This window comes from Klebsiella sp. GN_Kp190, from assembly GCF_040061795.1.
In the GTDB taxonomy this organism is placed as follows: domain Bacteria; phylum Pseudomonadota; class Gammaproteobacteria; order Enterobacterales; family Enterobacteriaceae; genus Klebsiella; species Klebsiella michiganensis.
This window is the reverse complement of the sequence record NZ_JBEAFN010000012.1, coordinates 28,163-51,646: the sequence shown is the minus strand read 5'-3', so window position 1 is coordinate 51,646 and position 23,484 is coordinate 28,163. Positions and strand designations below refer to the sequence as shown.

Sequence of the window (23,484 nt, the reverse complement as noted above, 5' to 3'; positions counted from 1 at the left end):
TTTTTGCTAAACCGGTTTAGGCGCTATGTTAAGCATGACCCTTAACATTTTGAAATGGATTTTGCTAAACCGGTTTAATAAATGTGATGGATGCAACAAAGTGGGCCGCGCGCGGCGGCCTGAAGGATCAAAACTGGCGATTAAGATCGCGCTGGTATGGCAGGGCGGTCATGGCGCCTTTCGCCGTTGTCGCCAGGGCGCCGCAGGTTTGCGCCAGCGTGAGCGTCGGTTCCAGCGCAGCGATATCCGTCGGCATCCCGTTGGCAGCAAGGCTTGCGAGCAGTCCGGCGACAAATGCGTCGCCCGCGCCGGTGGTGTCCACGCTGACAACGGGCTTGGCGCTGAAATGGGTAAACTGCTGCTGAAAGGCGGCAAGTACGCCGGCTTTGCCCTGGGTCACCAGCAGCAGTTCAGGCTGATAGCGTTCGGTCACGCTGGCGATTCCGTAGGCTAAATCATCACTGCCGCTGATGAATACCAGCTCCTCTTCCGACAGCTTCACCACGTTGGCCATGCGCAGGGCGCGATCGAGGCAGGCGTGCAGCAGCTCCTGATCCTGCCAGAGGTCCGGGCGGATATTGGGGTCAAAGCTGACCCGGCCGCCGGCATGTTTGATGCTTTCCATCGCCGAGAAGGTGGTGCTGCGGCTGGGCTCGGCGCTGAGCGCGATGGAGCAGACGTGCAGCCACTGGTTGGCGGTAAACTGCGGCAGGTCTTCTTCCGCCAGGAACAGGTCCGCGCTGGGGCGCACCATAAAGGTAAAGGTACGTTCCCCCTGATCGTCCAGGTCGACCACCACGGTGGAGGTACGGTGCTGGCCGTCGAGGCGCATATGGCTGACGTCGACCTGCTCCTGTTGCAGGATATGGCGCATAAAGCGGCCAAACGGATCGTCGCCGACGCGGCCGATAAATCCGCTGTCGCCGCCAAGGCGGGCGATACCGACCGCCACGTTAGCCGGGGCGCCGCCGGGGCAGCGCAGCAGGCGGCCTTCGCTCTCCGGCAGCAGGTCCACTACCGCGTCTCCCAGAACCCAAACTTTTGCATTCATGTTGAAAATTCTCCATAGCTAAACTTAATTAAACCGGTTTAGCACATTAAAGCATAGCGACAGAATGAGGGGAACGTCACGGGCGGAAAAGTGCCAATCAGGGCATAAAAACGTGAGCTGGTTAGCAAAAGAGCGATGATTCGGCCAGGCGGGAGGGGCTTCCGGTGGCGGCGGGCGAGATGGCGGCATAACGCGGTAGGCCGGAGAGGCGCAGCGCGCCGCCTCCGGCAAAGCCCTGGAGAGAGGGGATCTCAGGGCTTGATGTTCAACGCCGCAGCCGCTTAAGCCCTAAGCCCCCGCCGCCAGACCGTCGATAATCACCTGCATCACCCCCTGAGAACAGGGCTCGATGCGCCCGCGCACGCCGTAAACCGCCGCCAGAGCCTGCGGGGTAATCACCTCGGCCGGCGCGCCGTCCCCCAGCAGTTGTCCCTCTTTCAACATCAGCACGTGATCCGCGTGGCGCAGGGCGATATTGATGTCGTGAACCACCACCAGCGTGATGATGTTGCGCCTCTGCGTCTCCTCACGCACCAGATCCATCACGTGGAACTGATAGTTTAAATCCAGCGCGCTAAGGGGCTCATCCAGCAGCAGCAGGGCTGGCTGACGGATAAGCGATTGCGCCAGGCCGACGAGCTGCTTCTGCCCGCCGGATAGCCGGTCGAGGTAGCTCAGCGCCAGATGTTCAATGCCTAGCTGGCGCAGCAGCGACATCACCTGCGCCTGATTTTCCGGGCTGTGCGCTCCTCCGGCGGCGCGTTGAGCGACAATAATCGACTCCAGCACCCGCAAGTGCACGCCGGCGGGCAGCGTCTGCGGCAGGTAGACCACTTTTTCCGCACGCCGGGCAAAGGGGAGGGCAAGCAGATTCTCACCGTCCAGCGACAACTCGCCCGCGGACGGCCCCAGCCCGGCCATCGCCCGCATCAGGGTGGATTTCCCGCTGCCGTTGGGGCCGAGCAGCGCGGTGATTTTACCGCGCTGCAGCCGCGGTACCGTCAGGTCGCGAATCACCTGACGTCTGGGATAACCGGCGCTGAAATGGGTCAGCGCCAGTCCGGATACAACATGGCTCATACGTGCCCCCGATGGCGCAAAATGATGCTCAGGAAAAAAGGCACCCCCACCAGCGAGGTGACGATGCCCACCGGAATCACTGCGCCGGGAATCAGGTTTTTTGCCGCAACCGAAGCCAGCGACAGGACGAGGGCGCCGATTAACGCGCTGGCCGGCAGGTAAAAGCGGTGATCTTCGCCGAAAACCAGCCTGGCGATATGCGGCGCCACCAGGCCGATAAAACCGATTGGGCCAACGAACGCCACCGAAATCGCCGACAGAACGCTGATGCGCAGCAGGGTGGTCAGGCGCAGGCGGCGCACGTTGATGCCGAAGCTGACGGCCCGGTCCTCGCCGAGGCGCAGCGCGGTCAGCTTCCACGCGCTGCGCATTGATAGCGGCATGACGACCGCCAGTATCGCAAGCAGGATCCCCACCTTTTGCCATGAGGCGCGGTCAATGCTGCCCATCGTCCAGAACACCAGCCCCTGGAGGGTATCTTCATTGGCGACAAACTGCAGCATCGATACCAGCGCATTGAAGGTAAACACCAGCGCGATCCCGAACAGAATGACGCCGGAGGTGGCGACCTGGGTCCAGCGCGTAATGCCGTCCAGCAGCAGCGCCGCCAGCAGAGCGAAGATAAAAGCGTTGGCCGAGACAAACCACTGGCCGGGAATGCCGGGAATCCCTATCCCCAGCACGATAGCCAGCGCCGCGCCGAATGCCGCCGCCGAGGAGACGCCGAGCGTAAACGGGCTCGCCAGCGGATTGTTAAGGATGGTCTGCATTTCCGCCCCGGCGAGGCCGAGAGCCAGGCCGACGACGATCGCCATCAGCGCATAGGGCATGCGGATATCCCAGACGATCGCCCGCGTCCCGGCGCTGGCGCTGGCCGGGTCGGTAAGGGTTTGCCAAAGCGCCTGCAGCGACAGGCCGGATGGTCCCATCACGAAGTCGAGCAGCAGCGAGGCGACAATCAACAGCGTCAGCAGCAGCAGCATGATGGCGCGGCGGCGCACAATGTGACGGTAGTTTGCCATTACGTCACGGCTATCGACGCCGAACGCGACGATATCGGATTCAGGAGAGAGACTCATGGCTAATTACTCACCTTGTTGCCAGGAAAAAACAAACGGCAGATCGGGAAGGGTGGTGAAATGACGGACAATGTAGTGCCAGCTATCGTCAGGGTTGAGGTCGCTGAAGGTCTGGGGATAGATATCCTTCGCCAGATACGCCATACCGACGATATTCCACGGATGGTTGTAGAAGTGGTGGTAAATGCCGTAAGCGCGTTTTGCTTCAATCGTCGGGATGTTGCTCACGCCGGTGCGCGACAGCAGCCGCTCCGCCTGACGATTGACCTCCTGGGGATCGGCCTGTAAACCGAGCGGCAGCACCTGGCTATTCCCGCGTTTTGAACCGGTCATAATATAGGCATCCGGCTTCATGCTAATCACTTTTTCCAGCGACACAAAGCCGGAAGCGCCCGGCAGCAGCTGCGAGCCGATATTGTTCGCGCCGACGGCTTCGACCAGACCACCCCAGCCGTTGTGGCCGTGGGTAAAGCAGCAGGCATCGCTATTACCCGCCAGCGCCTCGACAAAAACGTTAGCCTTCGGCGTGATGTTCGCGGTTTTCTGGCGGATGGCGTCCAGCTGCTGACGGTAATAGTCGGTATAGGCTTTGGCGTTTTCTTCACGGTTAAGAACTTTCCCCAGCAGATCGATACTCGGGGCGGTGTCTTTGCCGGGGTTGATTTCATAATCGACGAACAGCACGGGAATATTCAGCGCGCTGAGCTTGCTGATGACACCGCTCTCCTCCAGCGCGGGCTTCGCGCGAAGCTGGGCGATCATCAGGTCCGGCTGGCGGGAAATGACGCTCTCAAGGTCAACGTTGCCCTTATCGCTAAAGCCCATATCGAGGATCTGAGCGGATTGCGGCCACTTCTCTTGCAGCATTTTCCAGGTATTGATGTCCTGTTTTCTGGCCAGGTTATTCCATGCCACGACGCGCCTGAAGGGGTTGTCGCGGTCGAGCAGGGCCATGGCCATAATATCGCGACCATCCTGCAGGATAATGCGCTGTGGCTCATGCTGGAGCGTAATCGCGCGGCCGTCGAGATCGGTGACGGTGAGCGGATATTGCGCGGCAAAGCTACAGAGAGGAGTGGAAATCAGGGCAGTAAGGATGAACGAACCTACTGATTTTCTTGCCATAATATGCGTTCCGTTTGCTAATTTATAAATATAATGATTCTGAGAATTATTCTCGTGTAAACATAAACGGCAAGTATATCAACGGCAAATGACTTAAAATGTAACAAATTTGTTGGAATTTATTCGCGCATTCAGAAGCGGGACGCGGCAGACCAAAAGTCGATAGAAAAGTCCGAAATCAGTTTTAAGAACAATCCCTAAAGCCAGGCGGTAAAATCTTGTGCCATGCTAAATGCGACTCATAACATTAAGTTCGTTAGCGAGAGAGGACATTATGAAAAAAGCAATGATTGCGTTATCTGCGATTCTGGTAGCAGCTCCTGTTTTTGCTGCAACAACGACACACGCAACCGACGATACCGTCGCGGCGGCCCATGAAGGGGCGAACACCGCGAAAGAAAAACTGCACGAGGCCCAGCACCAGGGTGAAGAGCAGCAGCTGAAAGCCAAACACGCGGCAGAAGGCAAAAGCGACAGCGTAGGCAGCGAAGTTAGCGAAGGCGCGCAGAAAACCTGGAATAAGACCAAAGAAGGGACTGAGAAGGGCTGGAACGCGACTAAAGAAGGCACCGAAAAAGGCTGGAATAAGACCAAAGAGGTCAGCAAAGAAGGCTGGGATAAAACCAAGCAGGGTGCCGAAGAGCTAAAAACCAAAGTCACTGAGTAATCTCTGGCTATTTTCTAAAAAAGGTCGCGAAAGCGGCCTTTTTTGTTATTTGGTGCGCTTTGTTCAGCGTCGGGATAATATTTTAAAAACGTTATCATGCTCTCTCCCTGGATTTTTAGCCGCACAGCGGCGGCGAATTTATAAGTCCCCGGGAGCACCGGTCGCCAGGTGAACGGGGGGAATGCATGCAGCCAGGACATGCGCCTTAAAAGATGAAAGGTATAAGCCAGGAATTGTCCTGGTTATATTGTTACTCACTATTCCTCCACATTTTCCCGGTACAAAGGAAATATATCAGGAGGTGTATTATGAAAAAGATTCTTTCACTGGCGATTATTCTATCTTGTGCTTTGACTTCCGTCTCCTGGGCGGATGGCCCTGGCGGCAACAACCGCGGTCAGCAGCAGGTCTGGCAGCAAGACGCCGGCCGCGGCGGCCCGGACGGCAACCGTCAGCAGGGGCCGGGCAAGGGGCCGCAGGCCAACAATCATCAGGGTAACGACGATAACCGTGGCCCGTCGCGCGGTGATAAGGGGCCGCAGGGTAACCCTCATCAGGAGCGCCATGAGCGGGACCATTTCGCGTGGAACGGCCATGATTTTCGCAAAGGTCAGCCGGCTCCGGAACGTTATCGCGGCAATGATTACCGGATAAACGACTGGAACGATCGCGGATTACCGGCACCGCCGCACGGGCAGCACTGGTCCTATATTGACGGTAACTATGTGCTGATTGCCGCCGCGACCGGGATTATTACGTCGATCCTGATTAACGGCGCGCTGAGCCACTAACCTTTTCTGCTTTAACCTCGCAACCGCCTCCTCCGGAGGCGGTGCTGTGCACCTGTTCGCGCTACCGATTTCCGCGTCTGCGGGACGGTAGTCCGGCCAGCCTGGCGCTATCGGGCGATGCCCACCTGCCCCTGTTCTCACATCAAATCCGCTTAAAAACCGCAAAGTTGAAAATATCATCCTTGCGCCTCTTCTTTGATGTTTTATCTGCTTATTTAGGCTTTATAAATGAGTATTGTGCTTCATGATTAATAAAAGGCAGAGAATGTAAGACGTTTCCTGGTTCAGGTGATAGTAAAACTCGTCCGCTTCGCCGTTAAATCGCTATGAATAAATCAGATGAAAACCCCGCGCGGAATAAGAAATCCTGCTTGCAATAAACCCTTAGCACGTTAAGTTATTAAAGCTTAGCACTTGATTCTATATCCCGGAGACCGGCATGACCGACTGTGTAATTCCTGAAATTAAAGCTACCGAAGATGAAATGATTGCGATCCGTCATTATTTGCACGCCCATCCGGAATTAAGCCTGGAAGAGTTTAATACCAGCGAGCTGGTGGCCGGAAAACTGACCGAGTGGGGCTATACGGTGACCCGCGGGCTGGCGAAAACCGGGGTGGTAGGAACGTTAAGCAAGGGCGATTCGCCGCGTACTATCGGCCTGCGCGCCGACATGGACGCGCTGCCGATTTTCGAAGCGACCGATCTCCCCTGGGCCAGCACCGTGGCCGGAAAAATGCACGCCTGCGGCCACGACGGCCACACCACCATTCTGCTGGCGGCGGCGAAATATATCGCCTCGCCGGCCTGCCAGTTCAACGGCACGGTACACCTGATTTTCCAGCCCGCGGAAGAAGCGATCGGCGGCGCGGATTTAATGATCAAAGACGGCCTGTTTGAGCGCTTTCCCTGCGAGCGCATCTTCGGCCTGCATAATATGCCGGGCCTGCCGGTGGGGAAAATCGGCTTTTACGCCGGGAATTTTATGGCCTCGGCGGATACGGTAAAAATCACCATTACCGGCTACGGCGGCCACGGCGCGCATCCCGAGCGCACCGTCGATCCCATTGTTACCGGCGCGGCGCTGGTGATGAATCTGCAAAGCATCATTGCGCGTAACGTACCGCCGGGCGAAACCGCGGTGGTGAGCGTTGGCACCTTCCAGGCGGGTATCGCCTCCAACGTCATCCCTGAGAACGTGGTGATGGAGCTGAGCGTGCGGGCGATGAAGCCGGAAATTCGCGACCTGCTGATTAAGCGGATCAAGGAGCTCGCTGATTTTACCGCCAAAAGCTACGGCGCCAGCAGCGAGGTAGCGGTTTTTGACTCCTATCCGGTACTGACCAACAGCGTCGAAGAGACCGAATTCGCCAAAGCGCTGGCGCTGGACGTCTTTGGCGAGGAGGGCGTGCTGGAATCCATTTCGCCGATGAACGCCAGCGAAGATTTCGCCTTTATGCTCCAGCAGCGCCCCGGCTGCTACTTCCTGCTGGGCAATGGCGAGAAAGGCGGGAAGGGCAGCTGTATGGTGCACAACCCCGGCTATGACTTTAATGATGACATTATTTCTACCGGCGCGACGCTGTTCGCCCGGTTAGTTGAAACACACTGCCGTTGATCTCTGGAGTCCGTAAATAATGAAAAAATCTCTTCTGCTGTGGGTCGCGCTGATGGCCTCAACTTCAGCCCTGGCCGCAGAAAATAAGGAAATTCGCTTTGGCGTCGATCCGACTTTCGCGCCGTTTGAATGGAAAGATCCGCAGGGTAAGCTGGCGGGTTTTGATATTGACCTCGGCAACGCGATTTGCGCCCAGCTGCAGGCGAAGTGCGTGTGGGTGGAAAGCAACTTCGACGGCATTATTCCGGCGCTGAAGGCGCGTAAGTTCGACGCGATCCTCTCCGGCATGTATATGACCGAGAAGCGCAAAGAGCAGATCGGCTTTAGCGACAAGCTGTACAACGGCCCGGTGTTCCTCGTGGCGCGTAAAAACACCCTGGCCGGGAATACCGTCGAGCAGCTGAAGGGCAAAACCATCGGCGTAGAGCAGGGCTCGGCGCAGGAGACTTACGTTAACCAGCACTGGCGCACGGCGGGGATCAATATCGTCGCCTATCAGGGGGCGGATCGCGTGGTTCAGGATCTGGAGTCCGGGCGTATTGACGGCGCGGTGCTTTCCGGGATGATGGCCGACTACAGCTTCCTGCGGCAGCCGCAGGGTAAAGATTTTGCCTTCGTTGGCGGCCACCTGAAGGACGACAAGCTGTTCGGCGCCGGCGCGGCGATTGGCCTGCGCAAGGAAGACGATGCCCTGCGCCAGGAGATAAACGGCGCGATTGCCACTATTCTCGCCGACGGCACCTATAAAAAGTTAGCCGGGAAATATTTTAGCTTTGACGTCTATTCCGGGACATAATGTTGTTATGCATTCAGCGGGCACGGATAGCCCGCTTCAAGCTTCCTTTTCTTACTATCCCGTAATTGTCCTTTTCTGGCCCTCACGGCGTTCCGAAGGATACTGAATATAAGCGATAAGGAGTGAACGGCATGATGACACGTCCCCTGGGCAAAACCGGATTTTCCATCGCCCCGCTGGTGTTTGGCGGTAACGTTTTTGGCTGGACCATCGATGAAAAAACCAGTTTTGCCATTCTTGATGCGTTTATAGACCACGGCTTCGATGCTATCGACACGGCGGATGTTTACTCCCGCTGGGCGGATGGCAACCAGGGCGGCGAGTCTGAAACCATTATCGGCCGCTGGCTACAGGCGCGGCCAGGCATGCGCGATAAGGTAAAGCTCTTCACCAAAGTGGGTTCCGATTTAGGCCTTCCCGGTCATAAAGGGTTGAAAAAAGCCTGGATCCAGCAGGCGGTGGACGACTCCCTGCGACGCCTGAATACCGATTATATTGACCTCTATTTCGCCCACTGGCCGGACCCGGAAACGCCGGTCGCCGAAACCCTCGACGCCTTCCACGCCCTACAGCAGGCGGGGAAAATCCGCGCCATGGGCGCCTCGAACCTCGATGCGCAGCAGCTTTCAGGCGCGCTGGAGGTGTCGCGTAAAAGCGGCCTGCCGGCCTGGCAGGTGCTGCAGCCGGAATACAATCTTTATCATCGCTCGGCTTTTGAGGGCGCGCTCTGCGACCTGTGCATCAGCCGCGATATCGGCGTGGTGACCTACTACAGCCTGGCGTCCGGCTTCCTGACCGGCAAATACCGCCAGCAGTCCGACCTGGCGCAAAGCCAGCGCGGGGGCGGTATCGGCAAATATCTCAATCCTCGCGGGCTGCGTATTGTCGATACCCTGGTTGAAGTGGCGGAGCAAAGCGGCGCTAAACCTGCCGAAGTCGCGCTGGCCTGGCTGATGAGCCGCGACGGCGTGACGGCGCCCATCGCCAGCGCCACCAGCCTCGCTCAGGTGGAGAGCTTTGCTCGCGCCGCCGCGCTGAGCCTGAGCGCCGGGCAGCTGGCGCGTCTGGATACCGCCAGCGCGTAGTGATTGAGGCCGGAGCCTGTCGGGTTCCGGCCTTTTGTCTCTCCGCGTTTTGTTGCGCATGCTTCCTCACCTTCCGCCCAAACCTCTGCGGCGCATCCCTTTCAGCGAAAAATGAAACGTTTTTCCAGACGGCAAAAGCCAGGCTTGATTACGATAAGATAATGCGTATAGTTCTCATTCTTCTTCTTGTTTGCGGTTTTATCAGGAGATAACCTGCGTACGTCGCGGGCTCACAGGGAAACGGCGAAGGCACTGGATGGGGCTCACAGGCGCAAGACCGGAAACGCGAATTTCGGCGGCGGAGTCACTATCGGATCGTTGATTTTGTTCAGGACTGATCTTATGAAACGCACTCTCCCGGCGCTGGCCGTCTCTGCCAACTTAAGCGGCTGCGCCGCACCGGCTTTCCCGCTGCGGAAAACGCTGCTGGCGTTAACCATTGGCGCAATCTCCCATTCGGCAACGGCGGCGGAAAACGTCGCCGAACGCCAGAAAAGCGAAGAAACGATGGTCGTTCAGGCCGCATCCGCCAGCGATTTTAAAGCCGGCGGCGATTTGATAGTGCCCGCCTATCTCGATGGTCAGATAGCCAACGGCGGCCGTCTAGGGATGCTCGGCGAACAAAACGCGATGGACGTTCCGTTTAGCATCATCGGCTATACCTCGAAGCTTATCGAGGATCAGCAGGCGAAAACCATCGCCGATGTGGTCAGCAACGATGCCGGGGTTCAGCCGGTGCAGGGCTACGGTAACTACGCCGAGACCTACCGCATTCGCGGCCTTAAATTTGACGGCGATGATATGACCCTGAGCGGGCTGGCGGGCGTGGTGCCGCGTCAGGTGGTGGATACCGCCATGCTTGAGCGGGTCGAAATTTTTAAAGGCGCCAACGCTCTGCTTAACGGTGCGGCCAGCTCCGGCGTCGGCGGGATGATCAACCTGGAGCCTAAGCGCGCGGAAGATACCCCGACCGCCCGCGTGGGCGTCGACTATACCTCGGATTCTCAGGTCGGCGGTACGCTGGATTTGGGCCGCCGCTTTGGCGACGACAACCAGTTCGGCGCGCGGGTGAATCTGGTGCACCGCGAAGGCGAGGCGGCGGTGGAGAGTGATAAGCGCAGAACCACGCTGGCCTCCATAGGGCTCGATTATCGCGGCGAACGGATGCGCAGCTCGTTTGACTTTGGCTATCAGAAAAAAACCTTCCACGGTAGCCCGATGGGCATCAACATTTCGGGCGTCGATTTTATTCCGCGCCTGCCGGATAACACCCACAACTACACGCAAAAATGGGCTTACAGCGATATCGAAAATGAGTTCGGTATGCTGAGAATGGAATACGACATTGTCGATAAATGGACCGCCTACGCCGCTCTGGGGGCGCAGCATGCCCATGAAATCGGTCTCTATAGCGCCTCGAAGCTGATTGACCGGGCGGGCAACGCCACGGCGGGGCGCCTGGACACCAACCGCTATATGGATACCGCCAGCGGCATGGCCGGGATACGCGGCGAATTCGCCACCGGTTTTGTGTCGCACAAGGTCAACGTCGGCTATTCGGCGAAAACCCAGAACGACAAAACCGCGTGGCGGATGTCGAAGGCGGCGGATAATCCGCTGGTGAATATCTACGATACCCGTCCGGTTGCGCCCCCGGCGAACGCATCATTCGGCGGCGACTATGGCGATCCGCTCACCAGCGGCCGCACCCGTTCCCAGGGCTGGCTGCTGAGCGACACCCTCGGCGTGCTGGACGATACGCTGCTGTTCACCGTCGGCGCCCGTCATCAAAAAGTGGTGGTGCGCAACTACGATAAAGTCACCGGCCTGCAAAGCGATGCGTATGACGATAGCCGCTGGATGCCGACCTATGGCGTGGTCTATAAGCCGTGGCAGGTTCTCTCTTTATACGCTAACCATACCGAAGCCCTGCAGCCGGGCAGCAATGCGCCAACCTCCGCCGCTAACTATGGGGAAAGCGTCGGAATTATTCACTCAAAACAAAACGAAGTCGGGATGAAGGCGGATTTTGGCCGCATTGGCGGCTCGCTGGCGCTGTTTGAAATTAAAATGCCTTCCGCCTTCCTGGATAGCCAGAAACGCTATGGCCTTAACGGCGAGCAGCGCAATCGCGGCGTGGAATTTAACGTTTTCGGCGAACCGCTGTACGGCCTGCGCCTTAACGCCAGCGCGACCTGGCTGAAAGCCGAACTGTCGAAAACCAAGGATGGCGTCAATGATGGTAAAACGGCCATCGGCGTACCGGGCTTCTACGCGGTGCTTGGCGCAGAGTATGACATCAAACCTATCGACGGCCTGACCGCCACCGCACGCCTCAATCACTCGGGTTCGCAGTATGCCGACCAGGCGAACAGCAAGAAGATTGATAGCTTCACGACCCTGGATCTCGGCGTGCGCTATCGTCTGGCGCTTAACGAGAACCAGAATCAGATGACGGTACGCGCGGGCGTCGATAACGTGACGGATGAGAACTACTGGTCCGGCGCGGACGACAGCGGAACCTATCTGTTCCGCGGCGAACCGCGCACGTTCAAGGTTTCGGTCGGCTACGAATTTTAAGGCAAAACCGCAGGAGCGGGCAGGGCGGCTCGTTTCCTGCGGGTTGCGACCGGCCCGGCTTAGTGTTAAAAGGTGCCCCTTCATATAAACACACAGGGGATCGACGTGAAAGACGCGTCAACATCGTCGGATGCCGTAGAGGAAAGCGGCCCGACGCTTCATCGCGGTTTACAGAACCGACATATTCAACTTATCGCCCTTGGCGGCGCCATCGGTACTGGCCTGTTTCTCGGCATCGGGCCGGCGATTCAAATGGCGGGACCGGCCGTACTGCTCGGCTATGCCGTCGCCGGGATAGTTGCCTTTCTAATCATGCGCCAGCTGGGCGAAATGGTCGTCGAAGAACCGGTTTCAGGCTCCTTTGCCCACTTTGCTTATAAATACTGGGGCCCGTTCGCCGGTTTTCTTTCCGGCTGGAACTACTGGGTGATGTTCGTGCTGGTCGGGATGGCGGAGCTGACCGCCGCCGGGATCTATATGCAGTACTGGCTGCCGGATGTGCCGACGTGGATCTGGGCCGCCGCGTTCTTCATCATTATCAACGCCGTAAACCTGGTGAACGTGCGCCTGTACGGCGAAGCGGAGTTCTGGTTCGCGCTGATTAAGGTGCTGGCGATTATCGGCATGATCGGCTTTGGCCTGTGGATGCTGTTCGGCGGACACGGCGGCAGCAAGGCGGGAATCGATAACCTGTGGAAACACGGTGGTTTCTTCGCCACCGGCTGGCACGGCCTGATCGTGTCGCTGGCGGTGATCATGTTCTCCTTCGGCGGACTGGAGCTTATCGGCATTACCGCCGCGGAAGCGCAGAACCCGGAAAAGAGCATCCCGAAAGCGGTTAACCAGGTGGTATACCGTATTCTGCTGTTTTATATCGGTTCGCTGGTGGTTCTGCTGGCGCTCTATCCGTGGGTGGAAATCAAATCCGACAGCAGCCCGTTCGTGATGATCTTTCATAATCTCGACAGCAACGTGGTGGCTTCCGCGCTGAACTTCGTGATTCTGGTAGCGTCGCTGTCGGTTTATAACAGCGGCGTTTACTCAAATAGCCGGATGCTGTTCGGTCTGTCGGTACAGGGCAATGCGCCGAAGTTTCTCGCCCGCGTCAGCAAGCGCGGCGTGCCGGTTAACTCCCTGCTGCTCTCGGGGATTATCACCTCGCTGGTGGTGCTGCTTAACTATCTGCTGCCGCAGAAAGCCCTCGGCCTGCTGATGGCGCTGGTGGTAGCAACGCTGCTGCTGAACTGGATTATGATCTGCCTGGCGCACCTCAAGTTTCGCGCCGCCCAGCGGCGCAAGGGGCGCGAGTCGAAGTTTAAAGCGCTGCTGTCGCCCGCCGGAAACTATATCTGTATCGCCTTTCTGGGGCTGATCCTGGTGCTGATGTGCACGATTGACGGGATGCGCCTGTCGGCGATTCTGCTGCCGGTGTGGATCCTGTTCCTGTTTGTGGCCTTTAAAACCCTGCGCCGTTCGGCGTAGCGCGATCGCCCCGTCGTCCGGCGGGGCATTATCTCTTTTTATTGTGATCTTCTTCGCGCTTAGCGTATTTTGCCCGCGACCTTCTTTTTGTAATCGATTACTTTTTATTTGAGCGTATTTGTAATCGATTACTTTTTGAGGGCGGTCGAAATGGTCACAACAACCGAAGGTCGTGAAAGTCCCCGCGTAGCCCACCGTTTTCTGGTGCCGCGGCTGTCGTTAATGATGTTTATGCAGTTCTTTATCTGGGGTAGCTGGTCGGTGACGCTGGGGCTGGTGATGACCCGCTATGAGATGTCGCTGCTGATCGGCGATGCTTTCTCCGCCGGGCCGATTGCGTCTATTCTCTCGCCGTTTGTGCTGGGAATGCTGGTCGATCGCTTTTTCGCTTCGCAGAAGGTGATGGCGGTGATGCATCTGGCCGGAGCGGTTATTCTGTGGTTTGTCCCGCAGGCGCTGGTGGCGCAAAACGGCGCGCTGCTGATTGGCCTGCTGTTCGGCTACACCCTGTGCTATATGCCGACGCTGGCGCTGACCAACAACATCGCTTTCCACAGCCTGGCGAACGTCGATAAAACCTTTCCGGTGGTGCGCGTCTTCGGCACCATCGGCTGGATTATCGCCGGTATCTTCATCGGCGTCACCGGTATCTCCGATACCACCGGCATTTTTACCCTGGCGGCGCTCTGCTCGGCGGCGTTGGCCGTTTATAGCCTGACGCTACCGCACACGCCGGCGCCGGCGAAAGGGACGCCGGTCCAGTTTCGCGATCTGCTGTGCGCCGACGCTTTCGCGCTGCTGAAAACGCGCCACTTCCTGATTTTCTCCCTCTGCGCGACGCTGATTTCGATTCCGCTGGGGACCTACTACGCCTATACCGCCTCTTATCTGGCGGATGCCGGCATCGCGGACGTCAGCACCGCGATGTCGTTCGGTCAGATGTCAGAAATTTTCTTTATGCTGGTGATCCCGCTGCTGTTCCGCCGCCTCGGGGTGAAATACATGCTGCTGATCGGCATGGCGGCGTGGTTCGTGCGCTACGCCTTCTTTGCGCTGGGGGTCAGCGAAGAGGGGCGCTTCCTGCTCTATCTCGGCATCCTGCTGCACGGCGTGTGCTATGACTTTTTCTTTGTTGTCGGCTTTATCTATACCGACCGCGTGGCCGGTGAAAAAGTGAAGGGCCAGGCGCAAAGCATGATCGTGATGTTCACCTACGGTATCGGCATGCTGCTGGGGTCGCAGATCTCCGGCGCGCTGTACAACCATCTGGTGGCAGGCCAGAGCGTACCGCAGGCGTGGGTGACCTTCTGGTGGATCCCGGCGGTGGCCGCTGCGGTTATCGCGCTGATTTTCCTTTTCTCTTTCCATTACAACGAGAAAGAGCAGCGTTAATTTTTCAGGAGGTGGTATGAAAACAATCAAAGGACCGGGCATTTTCCTGGCGCAGTTTATCGGCGCGCAGGCGCCGTTTAATACCCTGGAGGGCCTGGCGCAGTGGGCCGCCGGTTTGGGCTATCAGGCACTGCAGATCCCCTGTAACCATCCGGCGATTTTCGACGTTGAACGCGCCGCCGCGAGCCAGACCTACTGCGATGAGGTGAGCGGCATCCTGGCGGAACAGGGCCTGGCGATCGGCGAGCTGTCCACCCATCTTGAGGGGCAGCTGGTGGCCGTTCATCCGGCTTATGATACGGCCTTTGACGCGTTTGCGCCCGCCGCGCTGCGCGGTAACCCGCAGGCGCGCCAGCAGTGGGCGGTAGAGAAAGTGCGCCAGGCGGCGGTGGCCTCGGCGCGTCTGGGGCTGAAGGCGCATGCCACCTTTTCCGGGGCGCTGGCGTGGCCTTATTTTTATCCGTGGCCGCCGCATAATCAGCCGCTTCTCGATGAGGCCTTCGATGAACTGGCCCGGCGCTGGCGACCGCTGCTGGACGTTTTTGACGAACAGGGCGTGGATGTCTGCTACGAAATCCATCCCGGCGAAGACCTGCATGACGGCGTGACCTTCGAGCGTTTCTTGCAGCGGGTCGATAACCATCCGCGCTGCAATATGCTCTATGACCCCAGCCACCTTCATCTTCAGCAGATGGACTACCTGGCGTATATCGATATCTATCATTCGCGAATCAAAGCGTTTCACGTCAAAGATGCCGAATTCCGCCGCGACGGGCGCAGCGGGGTCTACGGCGGCTATCAGAACTGGCAGCAGCGGGCGGGGCGTTTTCGTTCGCTGGGCGATGGGCAGATCGATTTCAAAACGATTTTCAGCAAGCTCACCGAGTATGATTTTGACGGCTGGGCGGTGCTGGAGTGGGAGTGCTGCCTGAAGGACGCGGAGGTCGGCGCGCGCGAAGGCAGCGAGTTTATCCGCCGCCATATCATCCCGGTCTCCGGGCGGGCGTTTGACGATTTCGCCGCAGGCAAGGAGGAGGAATAATGATTCAGGTCGGCATTATTGGCTCCGGATTTATCGGGCCGGCGCATCTGGAAGCGCTGCGCCGGGTGGGCGACATCGAGGTGGTGGCGCTGTGCGACGGTTCGCTGGAGATGGCGCAGCAGAAGGCGCGCCAGCTCAACGTGGCGCACGCCTACGGTAGCGTTGAGGCGCTGCTGGCGCATCCCGGGCTACAGGTGGTGCATAACTGTACGCCGAACCATCTGCATGCGCGGATTAACCGACAGATCCTCTCCGCCGGACTGCACGTCTTTTCAGAAAAGCCTCTCTGCATGACCGCGGAGGAGGCCCGTGAGCTGGTGGCGCTGGCGGAAAGCGCCGGGGTGATTCATGGCGTCAGCTTTGTTTATCGCCAGTTTGCCATGGTGCAGCAGGCGGCGGCGATGATGCGCAACGGCGATGTCGGGAGGCTGTTTGCGGTGCACGGCAGCTATTTGCAGGACTGGATGCTGCTGGAGACCGACTATAACTGGCGGGTGGATTCGGCGCAGGGCGGGGCCTCGCGGGCGATGGCCGACATTGGTTCCCACTGGTGCGATACGGTGCAGTTTATGACCGGCCGACGCATTGTGGAGGTGATGGCGGACCTCTCCATCGTCTGGCCGACGCGCCAGGCGCCCGTGGCCGGCGACGCGACGTTCAGCCAGCATCGCGATGATATCGCGTATGAAGCGCGGCCCGTCGATACCGAAGATTTGGGGTCGGTCCTGTTTCGCTTCGACGATGGCAGCAAAGGGAGCTTTATCGTTTCGCAGGTCAGCGCCGGGAGAAAAAACGGCCTGACGGTGGAGATCGGCGGCAGCCGCTGTTCGCTGGCCTGGGATCAGGAAATGCCACAGCGGCTGTGGATTGGCCATCGCCAGGGGCCAAACCAGCTGCTGAGCGACGATCCGAGCCTGATGCTCGGCGAGGCCGCCGCCAGCGCCCACTTCCCCGGCGGGCATAATGAAGGCTGGCCCGATGCGTTTAAAAATATGATGCTGAGCTTTTATCAGGCGGTGCGCACCGGTGAGATGCCGCCGGCATCGTCACGGCGTTTCGCCTCGTTCTACGAGGGGGCGGATGTGATGTACATCATTGCGGCGATAGTGAAAAGCCATCAGCAGCAGCGCTGGGTGAAGGTGGAAAGATAAGCCGAAGGCGCGGTGCGCATTTCGCGCACCCGCTGGGTTATTTCACGCCAAAATAGCCGTCGAGATACGTTCCGGCCAGTTCATTACCGAACAGCACGGCGTCTTTATTTTCCATTTCGTTATCCCATTTATCGCTGACGTTGCCGGTAAATGCGTGCTGGGTTTTTGTGCCCTCTGCCACCTGCTGCCTGATTGCGTCGGCGGTACGGCGGGCGTCGCTTTCGCTCATCCCCGACTTTCTGTCCTGCTGGCCGCGGGCATAGATGTCGGTAAAGTTCGGCAGATTTAAGCGGTAGTTTTCCTGACGGTTACTAACGAAGTTACCGCCGACGAAATCGCTGCGGTGTGAGACAAAATAGTAAGCGTGGCGTTCCGGGGACGATTTTGAGGAGGTACAGCCGGAAAGGGCGGCAAGCGAACAGCCGAGCGCGATAAACGCTATTTTTAGTTTCATTGATATCATCATCCATAATTATTAGAACAGGTATACCGATCATTCGGCTACAGAACAAAACGGCTAATTATGTCTATACGGTAGCACCTGAAGACCCATGAATCCAAGGGTCTTCAGGCAGCATTTTTTAGTTCTGCGCCAGCCCGCCATCAACGTAGTCTGGTGGTTGCTGACAGCCCCTCGGACCTTATCAGCGGCAATATCGACTGCGCGTATTTATCGACTGGCTGGCGGAGGCATTTCCGGCGGCGGCGAGTGGGCCACTGCCCACCGGAGCCAGAGAATGACGATTGCCTGCGAATATTATGCATCGCGTGATGATAAATTAAGTCACAAAATTGTATGCTCGCTTCGAGTAAGGGAATCAGGCAGCGATGTTTTGCTATATATGATATAGTTAAATTATATGATGGTTCTATTAAAATATTTAATGAAAGGTGTTAACGTTATTTTTCCGAAGGTCTGGAATTATAAATTAGTCTTTTGTTTTCTATGGTTATAGTAAATATAATAGCGGCAATAATTTTTGTTTATAGTATGTTTGATATTCCATATGTATCTTTTTGAAAATATTTTTTAGCCACTCAAGAGGTAAGCGTAATGCCGGCAGGTAACCATGAGATTAAATGTATGGCGTGTGGTTTAAACTGCCCTATTGAAGCGGAAGATAAAATGGAGCGATCCCTTTGCGGAGAGAGGAAGTTTTCTGTATGGCCAGATAAAAACTATTTTTTTAAGCGAGCGGTGAATGATTTGGTTTTTCGTGAAATTACCTGTTTTTTGCCTGAAGGAATGGTGGTGGTGGATTTCTCCCTCGACAATATTTTGTATTTTCTGCATGAGGAGTGGGCTGAAAAACTGCAGGAGACCGGGCTGAAAGTTATTTTACTCGCGGATAAGAGCATGCTGCCCATGGCTAATTTTTGGATGCTGCGCTCCGGATTATTATGGTCGGTGGTGGAAGTCAACGATAGCTTAAGCAGCTTAATCAAGAAAATAAAACGCATCATGCTGGGGCGAAATCTTCGCTGCCGGCGCACACCGTCGCTGACGGAGCATGAAATGAAGACGCTGCGCCTGCTGGCGGACGGGCATTCCAGCCAGGATATCGCCCGCATCATGGCGTGCGATACCCGCAGCGTCTACCGCTTTCAATACTCTTTATGCAAGAAGTTCGGCGGACTCAATCGCCTGCGCGAGCTGCGCTTCAGGCATAACATACCCGCTCTGGATCGGCAGTGATTAGTCAGAGGCATCGGTAAAGCAGCTGCTTCCTAAGCGATGGTATTTACCCAGTGCGACAATAAATTTTTTATTACCGTATTGAGCCTTAGGATCTTTCCAGCTTTCCCCTGGCAGCATGTAAAATTGCGTCGAACTTTCATCATCACCATTGCATCCTTTCTGGATAACAACTCTAAAAAAGGTGTTACCGGTATTTTTAATAGTGCCTGTTTCTTCGTTTATCTCATACTTGAACTGCGTTTTACGCGGGCGCACGATGAGTATGGTGCTCATAGACACTGAGGGAACGACATCCATTTGTTTCTGGTCCTGACGCCAGGGGAAAATCGTAACCGGGGTTTCCTTAAAAATTACCCGATAATATCTCTCAACGGCATCTTTAGGCCCGCGATAATAGAGTTTAAAATATTCCTGGCCATTCGCCTGTACCGTGAACTTCAGCGGCGACCAGACCAGATCTTTATCCTGGCCTGGAACGGGTCTTTCATCTCCGCTGCCCGGTCGGGAGATTTTATAAGCCGATATGGTATACAAATTGTTGTTTTTTGTATCATTGACTATTGGCCGGGAGATAAAATCTTTACTGGCATCCATATCATAGATAATAGAGTCAAAGTACACCGCAGACGCGGGCGGCATCCACAGCCCGCATAATCCGATGACAAGGATTTTTTTCATCATACCCCCCGATCGACGCCAATCCAGGTGGCGGTCACTTTCACATCTCCGGTAGCGTTGACGACACCCATCCAGTCATGGCCATTGGTGGTGAACTGTGAATGCGGGTCATCCATCGGAAACAGCAGTTTCAGCGTGGTGGTAAAAAAGAAACCATCGTTAACGTTGGCGTTCCAGGCCGTCTGAACCCAGGCGGCATTGGTCATATCGACAGGATCTTCGCCGCAGCTGTTGCGGACTTTTACCGCTTTACCGGTAGCGGACGTCCATTCGAGGTAGGCCGGGACAGGCACTTTTAGCGTCTCGTCCGCTGAGGTAAACAGGCAGTACGGCAGACCATACATGTTGATGGAGTCGCCGATGACCTGGGCGGTGATGCTATCGGCCTGACGCGATGCGGAGGTGGTGACTTTATACTCAAAGGTGATGGGCTCTTCGCTACCGATCTTGCCGGATGCTTGTGGATGCGAATGCCCGTCGCTGGCGACAATGCTGATGCCGTATTCCCGCGGGATGAGGTTAATTAATGTTGATGGCGTGAACTGATAATAACCCGATTGTGTGGTGACGGCGTTATCAAAATAGAAGGTAAACAGAGAATCCTTGTTGGTTAAATCCGTTCCCGCCTTGAGGACTTTTTGGAAAAAGGCGTTGGACAGGAACACGTAGACGTAGTTACCTGACGGTGTGAAAACCTGGTTATAGTCGACGGTAGTGCTACTGTAGTTGTACCAGGTTGCCCCATCACCGCTGAACCTTACTTCCGATGCGGAAGGAGAGAATCCCAACATTGCCGTATCAATGAGCATCCGGATATCAAGGCTGGAGGTGAGTACTTTGGTCTCCTGTAAATTGTAAGACACCATTTTACAGATGATTCCCGAAGCTCTCGACGAACCGCTTCCGGCCTCGCCCATCTGGCATAATTCAGAGCCGAGGTTAACGCTTGGCGTGCCATCGCTGGCAATCCACACTTCAGCCATAGCACCGGTACTGTTTAACTTCAGATGCGAGACCTTTTCGAGGTTGAACGTGTAGTAGCGCCATGTTCCCCCGCTGGGGAGATCTTTACAGCGAACGCCGGAGGCAAAGTCATAATCGGTATTGGTATTCATGTAGCAAAGATTAAGCTGCAAAGAATCGATGGTCCCTACCGGCCGATCGCGAAAATACTCATAGGCCGACTGGCTCAGCGCGCCGGCGCCGTAATAACCGTTTGCTACGGTGTTGCCGGACATCGCGTGATAGTAGCCGTCTTTATCGATGACATCGGGAGAAATATAGCCAGACGCCGGGCAGTTTGCGCCCGTAGACATGCAGCGGATCCCGAGAAACGGCTGGTTAATGGGCGAATTCTCGATCCACAGGTCGAAGTAGCGGTTGGCGTAAGCCCAGCCTACGTAGGTTATATATCCCAGGCTACGCTGGTTAGTCGGATATTTTGTCCAGACGTTGGCTCCGGTGAAGCGCGGGTCGAGGGAGCTGGTGGTGATGAAATATTCGTCATCGACATCATTGTCGATAAACATATAGGAGTTGCTGCCGCTTCCGCTGTTGCTGGGGGTGAGCGCCATAGCCGGCGCGGCCAGCAGCCAGCCGGCCAGCAGCATGATGCTCTGGGGTTTAATAGACATTCTTAACATCTCCAGTCACTGATGCCGTTTGTTGTTGGATCTCACAAGGAATCTCCCCGACCCACACGGCGCCTTTCGCTTCATTCAGATCCAGATCCACTTCGCAAATGCCGCCGAATTTATCGACCAGGGTAATCACTGGATAACGCTTATCGACGTCCATGGCGAACTCACCGAGTTCGTCGGTTCGGGTTTTACCAATGTGGTTATGAATATCGGCGTTGGCGTAGTAACCGCCGCGACGGTCTTTCACCCGGCCAAATACGGTGACCAGCTGTTTGACTTCCGGATTAATCACGCTGACGTTGCCCGGATAGAGCACGACTTTGCTGCGGCGGTCGGTAACGATGTCGACGCTGTCTTCTGAGTTTTTGTCGTTCATCAGCTCCACCTTATATTCCGCGTAAGGCGGAAGGCTGATGAAGTTGCTTTTGCCGGTGAGGGGATAGCTTTGACCGTTGATCTGCGCCATCATCCGGCCCTTGCCGCTGAAATTGGTGTTAACCACCAGGCCTGCGGTTTGGGTACCTTTTCCGGCATAGATATTTTTTTGCGTCCAGGCCACGCTGCCCTGTGAGCTCAGGCTGTAGTTTGAGCTGTGCTGCGATGAGCGGCTGACGGAGACGGTGCCGGCGTTATATTTGGTGTCATAGCTGACGTAACCATTGGTTGCGTAATCGTCGGCGCGATAGCTGCTATCGTCATTTTTATTCTGTTTAATTTGTTTCGAAACCGATGCCCCCACCTGGGTAATGGCGCTGTTGTCGAAGCTCTTTCGCAGCGTGGCGTTAGCCAGCATATTACCGTTCTGGCTGGACACCCCGGTGCTAAGCCAGGTAGAGAAGGGGATAGAGATATCAATATTGACGTACTTATCGCGCAGATTTTCGTGGTTGTTGTACTGATAATTCTGAATACCGGCGCGCAGAGAAATCGTCGCATAGCGATTGGCTAACAGCGATTGATCGTAATCGACGTTGGTATAGGTGCTTCCGGTATATTTATTATTGGTTCGGCTGACGCTCAGCGTACCGAGGAACGGCGCTATTTTGCGCAGGTTAGCGTTAGCGCCTACGGTAAAGTAGTCGTTCTGCTGCATGGGCAGCGCGTTACCGATAGAACCATACTGGCGCGACCCCCACAGGCTGCCGTACCCATCCGGTAAACTCATATTGAAGGTGGAGGTACTCTGCCAGCTGCCGTCGGTAGCGAGCAGCCCCTGCTGGTTAAAGCTGAACGAGTTGTTGAAAATAACGTTCGCTTCCGTTTCATTGACGCCGTTATTGTCAAAACCGTAGAGCGTGGTTTTCAGATTCACGCCGGAAAGCCAGGATTGGTTGGTTGCAGCGGCGACCCCGGCAATCCACGTATTCCGTGTGCCATAATTGATGTTGTAGTTGTGGCGATAGTCCATCTTGTTGTATTCGAGGCTGCCCGCGAAGGTTTGCCATGAGAGATCGCCGGTGACGCTCGATTTTCGGGCGAACGTTTTATTGATGTTCGCCGTCCGGCTGCTGACCACGCGCCCGTTAACGACCACCTGTATATCAACGTTGTAGATGCCAAACGGCAGGCGCGACGTATCCAGTTCGTAGCTGCCCATGGAGAAGTTTTGAATGCTGAGCAGTTTACCGTCACGGTAAACGTGTACTTCACCGGCGGCCGGCAGGAACACCGTTACGGGCACCAGAGCAAGCGTGTTATCTTGCGTTTGTGAACTGCTTTTATTGCCATAGCTGATGCCGTAAATGCGGCTGGAGTTCAGGGCGCTCATGCTGGCGATCGATTGCAGATTCCAGGTATCCACCATCCCCATCGCCAGGCGGCGCCCCTGATAGTCACGTTCGTACATCGAGCGATACAGTTTGCTCTGCTGGTTGCTGGTACCAATACCGTACAGAGAACCGTTGAAGTTCAGATGGTGCTCGCGCAGCGACCAGGTATTGTCCAGCGTCAGGTAGCTACTTGCGCTATCGGTATTCTCATATTTGTTGTAATAGCTTCCCATGGAGTAATTCAGTACGCTGGAGAGGTCCTGCGCAGTGGATTCTCCAAGTACGTTGGTACGCGGCAAAATAGCGGCCTGCATGGCCTCCCGGTTAACCGTCAATTCAAGATAAAATGAACGCGTATCGAGTGATAACGAGGCGTCTTTGTTGATATAAACGCGCTGACCGTCGCCGATGCTTTTGTCCTGCATCTCGTTAATCAGCGATTTTATTTGCGGCGATAGTTCAGTTCGCTCAGGGAGATCGCTGAGGGTGATCTGGTTCAGGCGAAACTCATTATCCTTGATGGTAAGGATGGCATCAGCGATTTTTTGCTGGCTGCGTTGGGTACTATTATCGCCTTCATAACGAATAAAAACAGGGACCGACATGCCCTGATATAACGCGTTAGCAAATACCGAAGGAATAACATAGTTACTGACTTTAACTGGCGCTGTAGCATTAGCTGCCCAACCCTGGTTTACCGTAAGCAATAACCCAGCGAACAACGTCCCTTTGACATAACCAAGATTATCCATAATGTTA

The 23,484-nt window shown here is 56.1% G+C and carries 19 protein-coding genes; 11 read left to right on the top strand and 8 right to left on the bottom strand.

What is annotated here, in order from left to right:
• Nucleotides 1-127 precede the first annotated feature (127 nt).
• From ABLU67_RS09675 to ABLU67_RS09660, 4 genes are all read right to left on the bottom strand, one after another.
• Nucleotides 128-1,051, bottom strand: coding sequence for an aminoimidazole riboside kinase (locus ABLU67_RS09675; RefSeq protein ID WP_064378342.1), 924 nt, complete (start codon nucleotides 1,049-1,051; stop codon nucleotides 128-130).
• A gap of 288 nt (nucleotides 1,052-1,339) precedes the next feature.
• A complete protein-coding gene (locus ABLU67_RS09670; protein ID WP_025107094.1) occupies nucleotides 1,340-2,131 on the bottom strand; it encodes an ABC transporter ATP-binding protein in 792 nt (263 codons plus the stop codon).
• Nucleotides 2,128-3,210 (bottom strand): iron ABC transporter permease, encoded by a 1,083-nt coding sequence (locus ABLU67_RS09665; RefSeq protein ID WP_032748538.1) that lies wholly within the window; start codon nucleotides 3,208-3,210, stop codon nucleotides 2,128-2,130. The genes ABLU67_RS09670 and ABLU67_RS09665 overlap by 4 nt, the downstream gene beginning before the upstream one ends.
• A 6-nt stretch (nucleotides 3,211-3,216) precedes the next feature.
• The gene (locus ABLU67_RS09660; protein ID WP_009654147.1) at nucleotides 3,217-4,335 is read right to left on the bottom strand and encodes an ABC transporter substrate-binding protein; all 1,119 of its coding nucleotides are present in this window, start codon (nucleotides 4,333-4,335) and stop codon (nucleotides 3,217-3,219) included.
• A 274-nt stretch (nucleotides 4,336-4,609) separates the two neighbouring features.
• Between ABLU67_RS09660 and ABLU67_RS09655 the strand changes: the two genes are divergently transcribed.
• From ABLU67_RS09655 to ABLU67_RS09610, 10 genes are all read left to right on the top strand, one after another.
• A complete protein-coding gene (locus tag ABLU67_RS09655; RefSeq protein WP_004130158.1) occupies nucleotides 4,610-5,002 on the top strand; it encodes a hypothetical protein in 393 nt (130 codons plus the stop codon).
• Between the two features lie 308 nt (nucleotides 5,003-5,310).
• The gene (locus ABLU67_RS09650) at nucleotides 5,311-5,793 is read left to right on the top strand and encodes an RcnB family protein (RefSeq protein ID WP_025107092.1); all 483 of its coding nucleotides are present in this window, start codon (nucleotides 5,311-5,313) and stop codon (nucleotides 5,791-5,793) included.
• Between the two features lie 439 nt (nucleotides 5,794-6,232).
• Entirely contained in the window at nucleotides 6,233-7,411 is a 1,179-nt protein-coding gene (locus tag ABLU67_RS09645; protein WP_064378341.1) for a M20 aminoacylase family protein, read from the top strand.
• Nucleotides 7,412-7,430: 19 nt separating this feature from the next.
• On the top strand, nucleotides 7,431-8,207 hold the full coding sequence (locus tag ABLU67_RS09640) for an ABC transporter substrate-binding protein (protein ID WP_064378340.1): 777 nt from the start codon (nucleotides 7,431-7,433) through the stop codon (nucleotides 8,205-8,207).
• 131 nt (nucleotides 8,208-8,338) lie between these two features.
• A complete protein-coding gene (locus ABLU67_RS09635) occupies nucleotides 8,339-9,292 on the top strand; it encodes an aldo/keto reductase (protein WP_014228266.1) in 954 nt (317 codons plus the stop codon).
• 342 nt (nucleotides 9,293-9,634) lie between these two features.
• The gene (locus ABLU67_RS09630; protein ID WP_163556892.1) at nucleotides 9,635-11,872 is read left to right on the top strand and encodes a TonB-dependent siderophore receptor; all 2,238 of its coding nucleotides are present in this window, start codon (nucleotides 9,635-9,637) and stop codon (nucleotides 11,870-11,872) included.
• 105 nt (nucleotides 11,873-11,977) lie between these two features.
• Nucleotides 11,978-13,354, top strand: coding sequence for a phenylalanine transporter (pheP, locus tag ABLU67_RS09625; protein WP_048261542.1), 1,377 nt, complete (start codon nucleotides 11,978-11,980; stop codon nucleotides 13,352-13,354).
• A gap of 150 nt (nucleotides 13,355-13,504) precedes the next feature.
• Nucleotides 13,505-14,746, top strand: coding sequence for an MFS transporter (locus tag ABLU67_RS09620; protein WP_025107089.1), 1,242 nt, complete (start codon nucleotides 13,505-13,507; stop codon nucleotides 14,744-14,746).
• A 16-nt stretch (nucleotides 14,747-14,762) separates the two neighbouring features.
• A complete protein-coding gene (locus ABLU67_RS09615; RefSeq protein ID WP_064378339.1) occupies nucleotides 14,763-15,788 on the top strand; it encodes a sugar phosphate isomerase/epimerase in 1,026 nt (341 codons plus the stop codon).
• Complete coding sequence (locus ABLU67_RS09610; protein WP_025107087.1) at nucleotides 15,788-16,939, top strand: Gfo/Idh/MocA family oxidoreductase; 1,152 nt, start codon at nucleotides 15,788-15,790, stop codon at nucleotides 16,937-16,939. The genes ABLU67_RS09615 and ABLU67_RS09610 overlap by 1 nt, the downstream gene beginning before the upstream one ends.
• Nucleotides 16,940-16,976: 37 nt before the next feature.
• Here ABLU67_RS09610 and ABLU67_RS09605 read toward each other — a convergent pair whose 3' ends face one another.
• Nucleotides 16,977-17,393 carry an Exc2 family lipoprotein gene (locus ABLU67_RS09605; RefSeq protein ID WP_014228272.1) on the bottom strand — a complete coding sequence of 139 codons (417 nt, stop codon included), beginning with the start codon at nucleotides 17,391-17,393 and terminating at the stop codon, nucleotides 16,977-16,979.
• A gap of 600 nt (nucleotides 17,394-17,993) precedes the next feature.
• Here ABLU67_RS09605 and ABLU67_RS09600 point away from each other — a divergent pair.
• Nucleotides 17,994-18,635 carry a LuxR C-terminal-related transcriptional regulator gene (locus tag ABLU67_RS09600; protein WP_025107086.1) on the top strand — a complete coding sequence of 214 codons (642 nt, stop codon included), beginning with the start codon at nucleotides 17,994-17,996 and terminating at the stop codon, nucleotides 18,633-18,635.
• Here ABLU67_RS09600 and ABLU67_RS09595 read toward each other — a convergent pair whose 3' ends face one another.
• The 3 genes from ABLU67_RS09595 to ABLU67_RS09585 are packed head-to-tail and all read right to left on the bottom strand — an operon-like array spanning nucleotide 18,636 to nucleotide 23,477.
• The gene (locus ABLU67_RS09595) at nucleotides 18,636-19,319 is read right to left on the bottom strand and encodes a fimbria/pilus periplasmic chaperone (RefSeq protein ID WP_025107085.1); all 684 of its coding nucleotides are present in this window, start codon (nucleotides 19,317-19,319) and stop codon (nucleotides 18,636-18,638) included.
• The gene (locus ABLU67_RS09590) at nucleotides 19,316-20,950 is read right to left on the bottom strand and encodes a hypothetical protein (RefSeq protein WP_025107084.1); all 1,635 of its coding nucleotides are present in this window, start codon (nucleotides 20,948-20,950) and stop codon (nucleotides 19,316-19,318) included. Before ABLU67_RS09590 ends, ABLU67_RS09595 begins: the two co-directional genes overlap by 4 nt.
• Complete coding sequence (locus tag ABLU67_RS09585; protein WP_025107083.1) at nucleotides 20,940-23,477, bottom strand: TcfC E-set like domain-containing protein; 2,538 nt, start codon at nucleotides 23,475-23,477, stop codon at nucleotides 20,940-20,942. Before ABLU67_RS09585 ends, ABLU67_RS09590 begins: the two co-directional genes overlap by 11 nt.
• Nucleotides 23,478-23,484 lie beyond the last annotated feature (7 nt).